Annotated in this window: 14 protein-coding genes; all 14 read left to right on the top strand. The window is 36.2% G+C overall.

Going from position 1 to position 15,093, the window contains the following annotated elements; translation table 11 throughout:
- Positions 1 to 534 precede the first annotated feature (534 nt).
- The 14 genes from IC230_RS10495 to IC230_RS10430 all read left to right on the top strand — a co-directional run bounded on the left by IC230_RS10495 (position 535) and on the right by IC230_RS10430 (position 15,093).
- Positions 535 to 1,503, top strand: a complete 969-nt coding sequence (locus IC230_RS10495) for a glycosyltransferase family protein (RefSeq protein WP_191038942.1) — start codon at positions 535 to 537, stop codon at positions 1,501 to 1,503.
- An 11-nt stretch (positions 1,504 to 1,514) separates the two neighbouring features.
- Positions 1,515 to 2,480 (top strand): nucleotide-diphospho-sugar transferase, encoded by a 966-nt coding sequence (locus IC230_RS10490; protein ID WP_191038941.1) that lies wholly within the window; start codon positions 1,515 to 1,517, stop codon positions 2,478 to 2,480.
- The gene (locus IC230_RS10485; RefSeq protein WP_191038940.1) at positions 2,449 to 3,258 is read left to right on the top strand and encodes a DUF5672 family protein; all 810 of its coding nucleotides are present in this window, start codon (positions 2,449 to 2,451) and stop codon (positions 3,256 to 3,258) included. Before IC230_RS10490 ends, IC230_RS10485 begins: the two co-directional genes overlap by 32 nt.
- A 34-nt stretch (positions 3,259 to 3,292) precedes the next feature.
- Positions 3,293 to 4,174: a glycosyltransferase family 2 protein gene (locus tag IC230_RS10480; protein WP_191038939.1), complete on the top strand. Its 882-nt coding sequence runs from the start codon at positions 3,293 to 3,295 to the stop codon at positions 4,172 to 4,174.
- 33 nt (positions 4,175 to 4,207) lie between these two features.
- Positions 4,208 to 5,350 carry a glycosyltransferase gene (locus IC230_RS10475; RefSeq protein ID WP_191038938.1) on the top strand — a complete coding sequence of 381 codons (1,143 nt, stop codon included), beginning with the start codon at positions 4,208 to 4,210 and terminating at the stop codon, positions 5,348 to 5,350.
- 36 nt (positions 5,351 to 5,386) lie between these two features.
- Entirely contained in the window at positions 5,387 to 6,493 is a 1,107-nt protein-coding gene (locus IC230_RS10470; protein WP_191038937.1) for a glycosyltransferase family protein, read from the top strand.
- A 107-nt stretch (positions 6,494 to 6,600) separates the two neighbouring features.
- Positions 6,601 to 7,035: an acyltransferase gene (locus IC230_RS34615; RefSeq protein ID WP_317171782.1), complete on the top strand. Its 435-nt coding sequence runs from the start codon at positions 6,601 to 6,603 to the stop codon at positions 7,033 to 7,035.
- A 143-nt stretch (positions 7,036 to 7,178) separates the two neighbouring features.
- A complete protein-coding gene (locus IC230_RS10460; protein ID WP_191038935.1) occupies positions 7,179 to 8,240 on the top strand; it encodes a glycosyltransferase family protein in 1,062 nt (353 codons plus the stop codon).
- A 19-nt stretch (positions 8,241 to 8,259) separates the two neighbouring features.
- Entirely contained in the window at positions 8,260 to 9,408 is a 1,149-nt protein-coding gene (locus IC230_RS10455) for a glycosyltransferase family protein (protein WP_191038934.1), read from the top strand.
- A gap of 12 nt (positions 9,409 to 9,420) precedes the next feature.
- A complete protein-coding gene (locus IC230_RS10450; protein ID WP_191038933.1) occupies positions 9,421 to 10,671 on the top strand; it encodes a glycosyltransferase family 4 protein in 1,251 nt (416 codons plus the stop codon).
- A 2-nt stretch (positions 10,672 to 10,673) separates the two neighbouring features.
- Positions 10,674 to 12,020, top strand: coding sequence for a hypothetical protein (locus IC230_RS10445; RefSeq protein ID WP_223860582.1), 1,347 nt, complete (start codon positions 10,674 to 10,676; stop codon positions 12,018 to 12,020).
- 17 nt (positions 12,021 to 12,037) lie between these two features.
- Positions 12,038 to 13,204: a glycosyltransferase family 4 protein gene (locus IC230_RS10440; protein ID WP_223860581.1), complete on the top strand. Its 1,167-nt coding sequence runs from the start codon at positions 12,038 to 12,040 to the stop codon at positions 13,202 to 13,204.
- A complete protein-coding gene (locus tag IC230_RS10435; RefSeq protein ID WP_191038931.1) occupies positions 13,195 to 13,857 on the top strand; it encodes an acyltransferase in 663 nt (220 codons plus the stop codon). Before IC230_RS10440 ends, IC230_RS10435 begins: the two co-directional genes overlap by 10 nt.
- 48 nt (positions 13,858 to 13,905) lie before the next feature.
- Complete coding sequence (locus tag IC230_RS10430; RefSeq protein ID WP_223860580.1) at positions 13,906 to 15,093, top strand: glycosyltransferase; 1,188 nt, start codon at positions 13,906 to 13,908, stop codon at positions 15,091 to 15,093.

The raw sequence follows: 15,093 nt of genomic DNA, 5'->3' as shown, positions 1-15,093 counted from the left end.
AGTTTATAATGAACAAAAAATCAAGGGCATTATGTTGTCGAAATGTGTCATTATACATCATTTCAAAAGCTATTTTCTATGGTTAACGCCAGAAATATTAAGGTATAAACAAGGAAGACTTTGAAAAACTTAAAATATTACAAGCTAAGAATGCTCGGAGAAATTATTAGTATTTAATGCTTAGATTACCATATTTTCAAGAATATTATGGACCCTGAATAAATTCTCCCATTATTACCATACAAAATATAGCTAAAGTTAGCTATATCACTTACTACACACAGGCATTCGTTAGACGAGTCAGTGAAATAGAGGCTGAACTACATATCTACTATGATTCGGCAAGCATTAAATAATTTAAGGATAGTCATTAACTCGGCGTGGCTAAGCGGTCTAATGTCACGGTTAAAAGCCTCTATTTATCCTTGAATTATCATATTCTTGATATTGTAGTTAGGTGTTCGTTTTCAGCATTCAGTGGTTATAACTTAGGGAGAAGGCAATTGTTTATATCAATAGTCCAAAAATAAATATATGAAAACAGCGTTTACAATATGTTCTAACAATTACTTAGCTCAAGCAAAAGTATTGGGTGAAAGTTTTTTGAGATATCATAATAGTTTTGAATTTATAATAGGGTTGGTTGATGGTTATAATTCAGAAGTCGATTACAAGTCATTTGGGGATACGATATTTATACCAGTTAAAGAATTAAATATACCGAATTTCAATAATTTAGAAAGTCAATATAATATTGTAGAACTAAATACAGCGGTTAAACCGTTTTATTTCGAGCATATATTTAATGTAAGAAAATCAAATACAGTTATTTATTTAGATCCAGACATATTAGTTTTATCAAGCTTCGACGAATTGTTAGATGCATTGAAATCATTTAGTATAGTTTTAACTCCTCAATCATGTACTCCTATTGATGATGAACATGCTCCTGCAGATATTCATTTATTGGCAACTGGCACATTTAATTTAGGATTTATAGCATTATCTAATTATAAAAATAGTCAGATATTTCTTAATTGGTGGAGTAAAAGAGTTATAAAGTATGGCTATGATTTACCAAACCAACATATGTTTTTTGATCAGCTATTAATTAATTTAGTACCGGCTTTCTTTGATAACTATTATATATTAAAACATTTAGGTTACAATATGGCAGCTTGGAATATGCATGAGAGAGTAATCACAAATAGTTTAAATGATAATATAACAATAAATTTAACAACACAGCTTAGATTTTTCCACTTTAGTGGCTATAAATTTAACAATCCGGAAATATTATGTAAGTATAGTTCAAGACATACTTTTGATAATAGACCTGATGTTAAAGAACTTTTCTACAAATACAATAAATTAGTATATCAAAATAATTATGATCTATTTTCAAAATTGAAACCTATATATTGTACTAATAAAAAAACTTTAAATACTAAATACAAACCTAATTTCATAGCAAGAATAAAAAAAGCGGTAAAAAATTTTTAACAAAAGAATAAATGAAGAGTTTTAATATTCCGATTTTATTTATTGTATTCAATAGACCAGATACTACTTCAGAAGTCCTTAATGAGATACGTAAAATAAAGCCCCAGTTTTTGTATATAGCATCTGACGGACCACGCAATCAAAATTTAGACGAAATCAAACGATGTGAAGCTGTAAGAGAAATTATCAAAAATGGGATTACATGGGAATGCGAAGTAATTAGACTTTACCAAACTAAAAATTTAGGGTGTGGCAAAGCTGTTTCAACAGCTATAACTTGGTTTTTTCAACATGTTGAACAAGGTATTATACTTGAAGACGACTGTGTTCCAAATACGTCTTTTTTCTCTTTCTGTAAAGAAATGTTAGAAAAATACAAGTATAACGAAAACATTTACAGTATTACTGGACAAAATATCCAATTTGGAAGAAATTATAATAATGATTCTTATTTTTACTCAAAATATTTATATATATGGGGATGGGCTACATGGAGACGTGCATGGGAAAAATATGATTTTGACATGCAAGATTGGCCTGAATTTAAAGAGAAGAAGCTTGATGTAGTTTTAAATTATAAAGTAGATCAAATTGAATATTGGAAAAAAAATCTGGATGCATTTTATAAAAATGAAGTTGATAGTTGGGATTATCAATTTTTATTCACTATCTGGAAGAATTCTGCCTTAACAATTGTTCCTAATAAAAATTTAATCTCAAATATTGGTTTTCGAGAAGATGCAACTCATACAGTAACATCCAATCATAGATTATCCAATCTACCCACTTTCGAGTTAAGTAACATTTCACATCCTAAGAATATTGTCATAAATACAAAAGCGGATGACTATTTTTTTTATAATGTATTAAATTATAGTCATACAACCAATTTATTTTTAAAAATACTGAGAAAGCTTAAAATTTATTTAAAAAATATACACGTCAATGCGTTGCGCAATAGTAATACCTGTTTATAAAGAAAATTTAACAAAAGAAGAATATGCCTCTCTCAAACAGATATTCATTGTATTACCGAAACTAAAATATTTCTTAATTTGTGGTGACAATTTTGATTCTAAAAATTACGAATTAATAATTGAAGCTTACAAAGACGTTGATTATTCTATAAAAAGATTTAGGAATAAATATTTCGCTTCCATAAATGGGTATAATGAATTATTATTGAAACCGAAATTTTACAAAACTTTTTCAGAATATGATTATATTCTAATTTACCAATTAGATGCTTGGATTTTTAGAGACGAATTAGATTACTGGTGTAATTTAAACTACGACTATATCGGAGCCCCTTGGTTTGTCGGCATGGAATTTGCAACAAATAGTTCTGTATTTCTTGGCATTGGTAACGGTGGTTTTTCTTTAAGAAAAGTTAAATCTCAAATAAAAGTATTGGAGACTTTTCATTATTTAAAACCAATAAGTTATTTCTTCAAAAAGTTCAAAGAAAATAAAAGTATAAAATCATTATTAAGTATTATTGCGAATGCGACCTTTCGCAATAATACTTTTTATATATTTAATAACTGGGATTCTCAGGAAGATTTCTTCTGGGGATATATAGTTTCACAGCAGTTTACATGGTATAAAATTCCCAGTTTAGATTTAGCTATGCGCTTCTCTATGGAAGTTAATGGATCTATTTTATATGAAATGAACGATTTCAATTTACCTTTTGGTTGCCATGCTTGGGAAAAATATAATAAAGAGTTTTGGAGCCAATTTATCCATATCTAAAATTAACAATTTCTATAAAAGTTAATATCTTCGAATGAATTTACCCCTGAAAATTAGTATAGTAACACCCAACTATAACTTAGGAAATTTTATAGAAAGAACAATATTATCTGTGCTAAATCAGAGTTATTCAAATTTTGAATACATAATTATAGATGGTGGGAGTACTGACCAATCTATTGATATAATAAAAAAATACTCAGATAAGCTACATTATTGGGTAAGCGAAAAAGATAATGGGATGTATGATGCTATTCAGAAAGGTTTTGAGAGAAGTACAGGTGACATAATGATGTGGATTAATTCTGACGATTTACTACATCCAGGAGCATTTGAAAATATAGTGGAAGTATTTACCAGTTTCCCCGAAGTTGAATGGATAACGGGGCTTAACACTGCCTTTGATGAAAAAGATCGAGTAACTGGCGCATGTGAAGCTAGAAAAATTTCTAATTATAATATTTTGTCAAAAGATTACAAATGGATTCAACAAGAAACTACTGTTTGGAAAAGAAGTCTTTGGGAAAAAAGTGGTAGCTACATTAATAATAAAGCTAAACTTGCAGGTGATTTAGAGTTATGGTTAAGATTTTCTATGAAAGCAAAACTATACCCATGTAATTTACTAATTGGAGGGTTCAGACAGAGATCAAGCAATCAATTAACCCTGGAAATGGATAAGTACTGCAAAGAGGCTAATTTTTTTATTGATAACATGAATATTAGTTTTAAAATTAAAATCAACTTAATGTTTATTACTTTTATTAATAACATAAAGCAAATCATGAAATACACTTTAGTTTTAGATATATTTTTTATAAGAAGGATGCTTGATAAAAGCATCCTTCTTATAAAAAATTACCCCGAGAGAATAGTTGTCAATAGGCTAGATGGGAAATTAAAATTAGAAAAATAAAATTCATAATATAAACTATTTTACTTCAAACCTTTGCGAGTTAAAGAAGTCACTCTTTTTACAAATGGTGATCCACATAAATTAAGTACTTGGTCCAATGTACCTTTTTTTGTTTTGAAAACACTTGAAGCAAAAGGTATAAAAGTAAATTGCGTAGATATAAGTCCAAATTATTTATTGAATTTTTTTCATTATCAATTATTCTGGAAAATATTAAAAATTTTCAACAGTGATACAGCTTTAGATTCCTCCAGAAATATCATTCATATTTGGTATACAAAATTTATTATTAATGCAGCTACAAAAAAATATTCAACCGCTCAAGCTAATATTTTTTTGACATTTAGTTTTACTTCGCCAAAAGTAAAAAATCAGGTATCTATTTTACTTTGCGATTGGACGTATGAGTATTATTTCAAATATTTCAAAAAAAGGGAGCCAGATTTTTGTGAAAGAATTGCTATTAGAAATGAGAGTAAAATGATAGAGGAATCAGACATTGTTATTACTTTGTTCTCAACAGTTTTTTCATACATGAATACTGTAAACAAACCTAGGATTTTGTTATACTTAGGCAACGTCATCAATTCTTTAATTTCTCCAAATCAATCTAATATACTAGCTCTTAAGTCTACATCGCAGGACATATTGTTTATTGGTAATATAAAATATATTTACGGCGCTACAATTTTAATAGAATCATTTAAAAAGCTATTGTTAAAATTCCCAAAGCTGTCGCTACATATTGTTGGTATGAACTCTAGTGACTTTAAGGATTTACCTGATAGGGTTATTTGTCATGGGTATTTAAATAAGGGTTGCGAGAGTGATAAAAAACTATATTATTCTTTGTTAGAAAAAGCTAAAGTATTTATTAATACTACTCCTAAGTGGGGAGCTATTTCGGCCACGATTGAGGCTATGTACTTATTTACACCTGTAATTGTTGAACCTTATGACGAGTTTGTTAAATCCTTTGGAGCTAAATTATCCTTTGGCCTGTATTGCGAAAGCCAATCATCGGAAATTTTAGCTGCTAAAATTGAAGAGATTTTTTCGAATAAATATTACAATAATCTGTGTTTATCAGCGCATAATTCTGTTAAAGATTGTACTTGGAGCAGTTATATAGATAAAGTATTGTACGCAATAGAAACTTATAATACGGCAAAATAATTTATCCTTTTATCCTTTATTTAGCTATTTTGTAAAATGAAAATTCTTTCATTTCAGCCTTTTTCACTTTACGCAAATGGTGGTGGAAGTCGAATTCTTAGACGTTTATATGAGGGTAATGAAGAACATGTTCATTCTTTAGTTGTAAAAACTTACTCAAGTAAAAAAACAGAAGGCGCTATTACAGAAACTATCATATTAGTCTCACCTATTTTAAAACCTTGGATGAAATGGCATTTACGAAATATTACCTTATGGTATCAAAAACATTTTTCATATTCATGTACAATAAAGCGTCTGCAAACTATAGCTGTTAGTATTCCCCACGATATAATTCATGCTACTGATCATGGGATTTACTCCGCTGCATTATGCGATTATGCTAAACAGAATAACAAGCAACTTTGGGTTTCATTTCATGATCATTTTAAAACTTCAGGTGGTTCAGAAGAATCAACAAAGAAGCTTTGGCATCAAGCTAGTCGACGACTTTTAATATCTAATGAATTAGGCAGGGAGTATTGCCGGTTGTTAGGCAATAAAGATTTTCAGATTATAACTGATGGTTTAAAAGAAACTGAAATTATTGCTCCAAAACTGAAATTAAATGACCCTATAAGTATTTATTTTGCGGGACTATTGCATATTGATTATGTTCCTCTTTTTCAAGTTCTGTTTCATGCTCTGAATGAATTATCAACAATGGGTTATCGATTCAATTTAATTTTGAGAGGTACACAGCATATTACTTTTCCAAAGAAAGAACTTTTCAGTATTGTATATAAACCATTTACTTTGAACGAAGAAGAATTAAAAGAAGAAATGCATAAGGCTGATATATTGTATCTACCAATTAAATTCTCAGATAATTATTTTTATCAATATAGCTTATCTACTAAAATGATTGGGTATCTTGGTGCTCCAGGTGCTATACTTTATCACGGACCTGAAGATAGTGCTGCAAATTTTTTATTATCGACATCCGATTCTGCAATAGGCTGTCATAATTTAGACAGTCAAACATTACTGAAGAAAATTTTATTATTAATTGATAATAATTTGTCAATTATTTCAAATGCAAAACACATAGCAATAAATAGATTTAGTATGGATAAAATTAAAAATTTATTTTGGGAATTATGATAGCTGTCTGGCGATTATATCTATCAGAATTTAGACTGTATTTTTGCAACAATTGGTTAAATTCAATTCCAAGTCATAGCATCCGCCAATATTTTTATAAGAAAATAATGAATTTTAATGTTGGTCAAGGCTGTGCTATTTTAATGAATTCTACTTTTGACTGTGCAGGTGGATTAATTTTGGGAGATTGTTCTGTCATTAATTCTAGCTGTAGGATCGACACTCGTGGCGGTGTGTTTATTGGAAAAAATGTCTCAATATCGCAGGAAGTAATCGTTTTAACAGCTGATCATGAGATTGATTCTCCTAATTTTAAAGGACGTACTAAATCGGTCACTATTTATGACTATGTTTGGATTGGTACTCGTGTAACGATTCTGCCAGGTGTTATCATTGGTAAAGGTGCCGTAGTTGCGGCAGGCTCTTTAGTAACAAAAGATGTTCAGCCATATGCTGTAGTAGCCGGAGTTCCTGCTAAATTTTTGAAATTTCGTAGTAAAAACTTAGAATACAATATTAGTTACAAACGCCTATTTCAGTAATTTTTAATTTACAATTCGCTTTGGGGCTGAATATTGTATTTCTATGTAGCTCTCTTGAACCCGGTTGCGATGGTGTAGGCGATTATGTTCGTCGGATCAGTGGGGAGTTAATACGTCAGGGATGCCAAGTTACTGCTATCGCCTTGAATGACCGCCATATAAATGATAAAATGGTAGACTACCAGGACGCTGAAGGTGGAGTTGAACTAGCTGTTTTTCGTTTACCATCCGTTTGGTCTACCAGTCGTCGATTTAAACAGGCAAAGCAATGGATCGATAACATTGACCCTGATTGGTTAAGTCTTCAGTACGTCCCTTTTGGCTTTCAACAGAAGGGTTTACCTTTTGGTTTAAGTAATTACCTGAAACAGGTAGGCTCCGGTAGAAAATGGCATATCATGTTTCATGAATTATGGGTCGGAATGGATGAAAAAGCTCCATTGAAATTAGTTGGGTTAGGAAGAATACAACGTCTGTTAATCATTGGTTTAGTAAAAGCGTTACGCCCTCTAATTGTTCATACACAAACTCATACTTATCAAGAGTATTTGCAAAAAGATAAAATAGTAGCTTTCTTTTTACCATTGATTTCAAACATTCCCATACACAATCCAACTAGTATTGCAAGAAATCCGGTTTCGATTGCTAGGGTCACTAAGACATTCAATTTTGTTGTGTTTGGAACAGTTCACCCTGATGCATTGATTGAGCAATTTACCACTGAAGTTTTTTGTATTGCACAACAGGAGAATTGGACTGTATCGTTAACAGTCATCGGACGCCAATCACCAGAAAGTGATCGTTGGCTAACGATTTGGAAAGAAAAAGGACTGGTTTGTACTGTCCTGGGTGAAAAATCTGCTGAGCAAGTTTCCCAGATTTTAAGTGAGGCAACTTTAGGCCTCTCTTCCACAGCGTTTGCAGTCATCGAGAAAAGTGGTTCGGTAGCCGCAATGCTTGCACACGGTTTGCCTGTGTTATGTATTGCTTCAGACTGGAAACCACGTGGAATTTCTATTGTACATCCTTGTTCAGGAGTTATTGAATACAAGAATATTGATTTAGAATCAGCACTTCGATTAGCTGAACAAAGCACCATGCCTGTAGTGACTGTTTCAGACATCGCTAGTAGCTTAATAAATGCCCTCCAATCTTCCACCAATGATCTTTTCGATATCCATGATTTAGCGGATGGAATCTCTTAAAATTCAAAATTAAGCTTAGATGAGTAGAAGAATTTGTTTGTTCACAGCTCATTCACCTTTAATTGGGGGAGGGAGTGCAAACTTTCGCAGTTTGATTGAAAATCTTCCTGGCATTTCAGTCGACTGGAACTATTTAGCTCCTAAAAAGGCGAGTGGCTATGAAGATGGATATCTGGGTTTGGGTTTTATGGGGGGCAGAATTGATGATGATATTTGGCAAACATGGCAAATGTTATCTGGAAAGAGATTACCAGCCATTGATTCTATAGTTAACCATTTGTTAGAAACCGATTGCGACGCTTACTGGATTGTCTCCCACAATGAAGGTATTCGGATTGCTTTAGAGTTAGTTAAACGCCAACACAATCGGCCTGTACATTTAACCATCAATGATGATTGGGCAGGAGCCATTTGCGCTCGCTCTATGCGCTATCGTTTTATGGCAGGTTTAGCCAAACGAATGACTATTGATGTGTTAAAAAAGGTTACGAGTTTTGACGTGACCAGTAAAGGAATGCAGGATTATTATAAGCGATTAAGTGGGCGCATTGGCGAGATAAGCCATAGATATATTCCGTCTGATGCAATCAGGAAATTGAGTAAACCTCTTGAAAGCAATAGCAAACAATTAAAAGTAGGCCATATTGGTTCAGTCTATGACAAGAACGACTTTTTTGAATTCATTAGATTAGTCAAACAAATTTCGCATCAAATAGGATTAGAGCCTGAAATAAATATGTGGGGATGGCATATTGTGCCAGCAGAAATACCAAACGAATTAAGGGATCATATCAAGCTACATGCTACGTTACCAGAAAGCGAAATCATCCCCCAATTAGCTGAATGTTCATTTGTGTATTCCATGTATCCCATGAATCGTAGGATGCGCATATTTTCGCAAACGAGTATGCCTACAAAACTCTCAAGTTATGTTCAGGCAGGTCGACCTATATTTGGACATGGTCCAGCCGATAGCTCGTTAGCCGAATTCTTACAAACCACTGGAACGGGAGTTCTCTGGAGCACTACAAAAGCGCAGGATGGGATGGACATGCTAGCTAAATTGATGGAACTAGATGTAAGTCTGGAACATTGGGAGTTTGCTCGAAAAAGATACTATGGAGAAGAAAACGTAGCAGCTATGCGCCGAATTTTTGAAAATAATTGATCCGTTCGCCAAATGAATCTGCTACTTTCCCATCCTACTGGCAATGCGAACGTTCGCGCTGCGGCTATGGGTTTGCTGAATGGAACACAACTAGCAGAGTTCCATACAACCATTGCTATATTCGAGGGAGATATACTGGATTCACTGCGTGAATTTGTTTCATCACTCTCCGAAATCCGACGACGTCAATTTGATAAATCACTCAAATCGATTACCTATACTTGGCCCTGGCACGAGTTAGCTCGATTAGTAGCTAGTAAAGCTGGCTGGTCAACCTTACTAACACACGAAACGGGAAGGTTTAGCATTGATCAGGTTTATCAGCAATTTGATTACCAAATAGCCAATTGGATAAATCGTCGGACTGGCCCTACCCTCACTGGTGTCTATGCGTATGAAGATGGCGCTTTGGAGACATTTCAGGCAGCAAAAAAAAGGGGGCTGGTTTGTTTATACGACCTCCCTATTGGTTATTGGCGAGCAGCCCGTAGACTATTAGAAACTGAACAGATCCAACGGCCCGACTGGGCAAATACATTAACTGGCTTCCGGGACTCAACCGAAAAATTGGCTCGTAAGGACAAAGAACTTTCTTTAGCCGATCATATCTTAGTCGCTAGTACATTTACGGCCCAAACATTATCCGAGTACCCTGGTTCCCTGGCGCCAGTATCTGTTATCCCCTATGGATTTCCAACCGTCAACACCAAAGCTAACCGCACTATACCACAAGGACGACGACTACGGATGTTGTTTGTAGGGGGATTATCGCAGCGCAAAGGCATTGCGAATCTGTTCGCGGCTGTAGCGGGGCTTGAAAAATGGGTAGAGTTGACGGTTGTTGGTCAGAAAACAGGCGTAGCCTGCCCAGCCCTGGATTATGCGCTATCACAACACCATTGGATTCCAAGTTTATCCCACGACCGGATACTGGCACTGATGCAGACCCAGGATATACTGGTATTTCCTTCGCTATTTGAAGGCTTTGGATTAGTTATCACGGAAGCCATGTCGCAGGGAACGCCGGTTATTACCACAGAGCGTACAGCTGGTCCTGATTTGATAACGGATGGTAATAATGGCTGGATCATTGAAGCCGGTTCTACTCAGGCATTGCGCCAGATACTGGATATACTATTACAAAATCCCAGGACTATTGTTGCCGCAGGAAAGGCCGCCAGAGAAACAGCCCGTCTACGTCCCTGGGAAATATATGGAAAAGAGTTAGCCTGTCAAGTGGCTGAAATTTCGATACCTGCGTAACAATGTCTTTGGCATCTCCTCCCCTATCGCTACGTAGTCCTCTGTTGAGTGCCCGATCAACTAATCAATCGGGAATACAGAGAACTGATTTAACTACCCGACGGCTCAAACAGGCGATTTGGACATATTTCATCCTACTCATTTTTGAAGGAGCGTTGCGCAAGTGGTTTCTTCCCAGCCTGGCTACTCCCTTATTAATCGTTCGGGAGCCGATAGCCTTATGGGCTATTGGTCTGGCCATGTCTCATAATCGCTTAAAAGCAAATGGCTATTTAACAGGTATGATTTGGATTGGCGTTATAGGTATGCTTACGGCATTGACGATAGGGCATGGAAATTTGCTAGTTACCTTATACGGGGCCAGAATCCTACTGATACATTTTCCATTCATGTTTCTCATAGCCAATGTATTTGGGCAGGAAGACATAGTCAAATTAGGCAAAGTTACGTTGCTTATTACCATTCCAATGACTGTTCTGATTACTATGCAATTTTATAGTCCTCAGTCGGCATGGGTGAACCTCGGTGTAGCAGGTGACAAGGCGGGAGCTGGGTTTGATGGCGCTTTAGGTTATTATCGACCACCTGCCACGTTTTCGTTTACGAATGGGACATCTTTATTTTATAGTCTGGCAGCCTGTTTTGTCTTTTATTTCTGGCTCTATCAAAAAGAAGTTAACCGTCTTATTCTGATTGGATCAACCCTGTGTCTAATTGCAGCTATTCCTCTATCGATTAGTCGGGCTTTGTTTTTACAAGTAGGCGTAACTGCCTTATTCACCTTTCTGGCTGTTGGCCGGAACCCTAAATATATTGGCCGTTTACTCCTGGCAATAATAGGCTTTATCATTGCCCTGGCCCTGTTAAATCAGACAGATCTATTTAAAATTTCCATAGAAGCGTTCACTGCTCGCTTTGAAGGAGCCAATGATGCAGGTGGGGGCTTTAAAGGAGCCATTGTTGATCGCTTTATAGATGGATTAGTAAATTCTCTATTTGCAGCCTCAGATCAATCATTATTTGGTTATGGTCTGGGGATGGGTACTAATGTAGGAGCTCAACTATTAGTCGGTACTCGTTCTGTTTTCTTAATATCAGAAGGTGAATGGGGGCGGTTAACTGGCGAGCTGGGTTCTTTATTAGGCATAGGTGTTATCTTCATCCGCATAAGTTTAGCTGCAAAATGTACTAGTAGCAGCTATAAACGAATACAATCCGGCGACTTTTTACCCTGGATTTTACTTAGTAATGGCCTTCTACTGCTTTTACAGGGAGGCTGGGCGCAGCCAACCTCATTGGGGTTTTGTACATTAGTGAGTGGCTTATTACTAGCTTCTCTTCGAGCATAATCAAAAGCACTGGCTTGATGTCAAAAGATCGTTTTATTTTGATTGGGAATTACGAGCCTGACCGACAGGAAAGTATGCAGCGTTTTTCACAAATGTTACAAGACGGTTTATTAGAGGCAGGCTATGTAGTAGAGTTATGGAAACCGACAGTGTGGCTAGGAAAATGGAGTAAATCAACCTTACAAGGTTTAGGGAAATGGTTAGGTTATATCGATAAGTGGATTCTTTTTCCTTTGCAATTGCGCTGGCGTGTTCAAAAGTATAAGAAAAGAAAAGTCTATTTTCATATTTGTGACCACTCAAACGCGCCCTACTTACCTCACTTGCCCCACTACCAGACGGGAATTACTTGTCATGATATTTTAGCCATCCGGGGAGCATTAGGGCATGCAGATGCCTATTGCCCAGCCTCAAAAACGGGTAAAATTTTTCAGAACTGGATCGGTGGGCATTTAAAAAAAGCGAGCATATTAGCTGCTGACTCTAAACAAACATTAGTACACCTTGAAGAATATATAGGCAAGGCTATAACGACAGCAGACCGCTGGCGGGTTATTCATGTAGGATTTAACGGCAATTTCTATCCCCTTTCTACTAGAGAGGCTGATCAACTGTTAACAACTAATGTTCCTGATCTTACTAAGCCTTATTTATTGCATGTCGGATCGTCACTCCCCAGAAAAAACCGGAATATGCTGGTTGAGACGCTAGCATTACTCACAAATGAATGGCGAGGTGTGGTATGCTTTGCAGGCCAGCCGGTTGATCAACCACTAGCAGATCGTATCAAGGAACTGGGCATAGAAGATAGAATTATCACTGTAGTAAAGCCTTCTCACCAATTATTACTGGCTTTATATCGGAATTGCGAAGCTTTTGTATTTCCTTCTTTTTCTGAAGGATTTGGTTGGCCTGTCATAGAAGCACAAGCATGTGGAGTTCCTGTAATCTCAAGTTCCATCCAGCCCATACCTGAAGTTAGTGGGGATGGTGCTTTGTTAGCCGACCCACACCAGCCTGTATCATTCGCTGATGCCTTTCGCCAACTTCATCAACCTGGTAAACGAGAAGAATTGATTCAATTAGGCTACCAAAATTGTGAACGCTTTAAGGTTGCAGATATGATTGACGCCTATCTCAATCTATATGGGTTAACTCGGCTAACTCCAGCTGTATGCTCGTAAAAATTATAGTAACACTACTGCCATGGCCGCTAAAACGCTGGTGCTTACAACGATGGTTTAAGTATGACATTCATCCTACAGCCAGGATTGGGTATTCTTGGATTTTTCCTAAAAAGCTTACGATGCATGAAGGTGCTAAGATTGGACATTTTAACGCAGCTATCCATTTGGATTACCTGAGCCTGTCTGCCTATGCATCAATTTCGCGTGGGAATTGGATAACAGGATTTCCTAAGAATACCAATTCGTATCATTTCGCGCATCAGACTGATCGTTTACCAGAACTGTATCTGGGAGAACATGCTTCTATTACGAAAAATCACCATCTTGACTGTACGAATAAAATAAGTATTGGACGGTTTACGACTGTAGCAGGCTATCAGTCACAGTTTTTGACACACTCAGTTGATGTGAACGAAAATCGTCAGGATAGTAATCCAATCACAATCGGTGAGTATACATTTATAGGAACAAATGCAGTAATATTAGGCGGTGCGGTTTTACCCGACTTTTCAGTATTAGGCGCAAAGTCTTTACTGAATAAAGCCTATACAGACGAATGGATGATTTATGGAGGAGTACCTGCAAAGGCACTTCAGAATATTCCTAAAACGGCTAAATATTTTACCCGTAGCAAAGGCTTTGTAATTTAGCTGGTTTTCCAGAATAAATCGGTGAGACTTCTCCACGTAATTGGCAGCATGAATCCTTTAACGGGAGGCCCTTGCCAAGGTATACGAAATTTAGATAAAGCCTCTAGAAAATTAGGTATTCATCGGGAGGTTGTTAGTCTAGATCAGCCCACTGCGTCATTTTTAGGTCAGGATACGTTTCCTATCTATGCTCTTGGTTCGGACATGCCTTCCTGGGCATATAGTGCTAAGCTAATCCCTTGGCTTATTGACAACTTAGAACGTTTTGACGTAGTGATCGTGAATGGACTTTGGTTATATCCTAGTTACGCTGTATGGAAAGCTTTGCGCGTAGTGAAGCGAAGATCGGGAGCCCAGACGCCTAAATTTTTCATTATGCCTCATGGCATGTTAGATCCCTGGTTTCAAAATGCTAAAGGACGGAAACTGAAAGCAATTCGAAATTGGCTTTATTGGAAATTTATTGAAAATCGGGTGGTCAATGATTCAGATGGTTTACTGTTTACGTGTGAAACCGAATTACAATTAGCTAGAAAGCCATTTAGACCTTACCATCCAAAACAGGAAATAAATGTTGGATATGGAGTTGGGGAGCCTCCCAAATACACTAACGCAATGCGAGTGGCATTCTTGGAAAAATGCGCTACAGTGCAGGATCAACCTTACCTACTTTTTCTGAGTCGAATTCATTACAAAAAAGGAGTTGATTTACTAATCAAAGCATACGCTAGTCTTCTTAATTCAAAAGTTCAATCGGATTTTGCTATACCTAATCTTGTCATTGTCGGCCCAGGTCTGGAAACCTCATATGGTACATCTATACTGAAGTTTGTCTCAGAAACTTCTCAACTAAAGGATCGAGTGTTTTTTCCAGGTATGCTATCGGGCGACGCAAAATGGGGAGTTATTTACGGCTGCGAAGCTTTTGTATTACCAAGTCATCAGGAGAATTTTGGTATTGCAGTGGTAGAAGCATTGGCCTGTGGAAAGCCCGTGTTGATCTCAAACCAGGTCAACATTTGGCAGGAAATTGAAACAGGTGGTGGTGGTCTTGTCGCTCCTGATACATATGAAGGAACAAGGCAACTTTTAGCAAATTGGTTTAATCTTCCAATCAGCCAACGGGAGTCAGTAGGAGTGAAGGCAAGACAAACCTTCGAAAATAATTTTCAGGTTGAACAGGCGGCTACACGTATTCTCAGGGCTTTAACAGTAGACACTACCCCTATAACTTAA

Origin of the sequence: Spirosoma validum, assembly GCF_014699035.1 — a bacterium.
GTDB lineage: Bacteria > Bacteroidota > Bacteroidia > Cytophagales > Spirosomataceae > Spirosoma > Spirosoma validum.
Note: the sequence above shows the minus strand (reverse complement) of the source record. Positions and strands in the feature narration are given on the sequence as shown.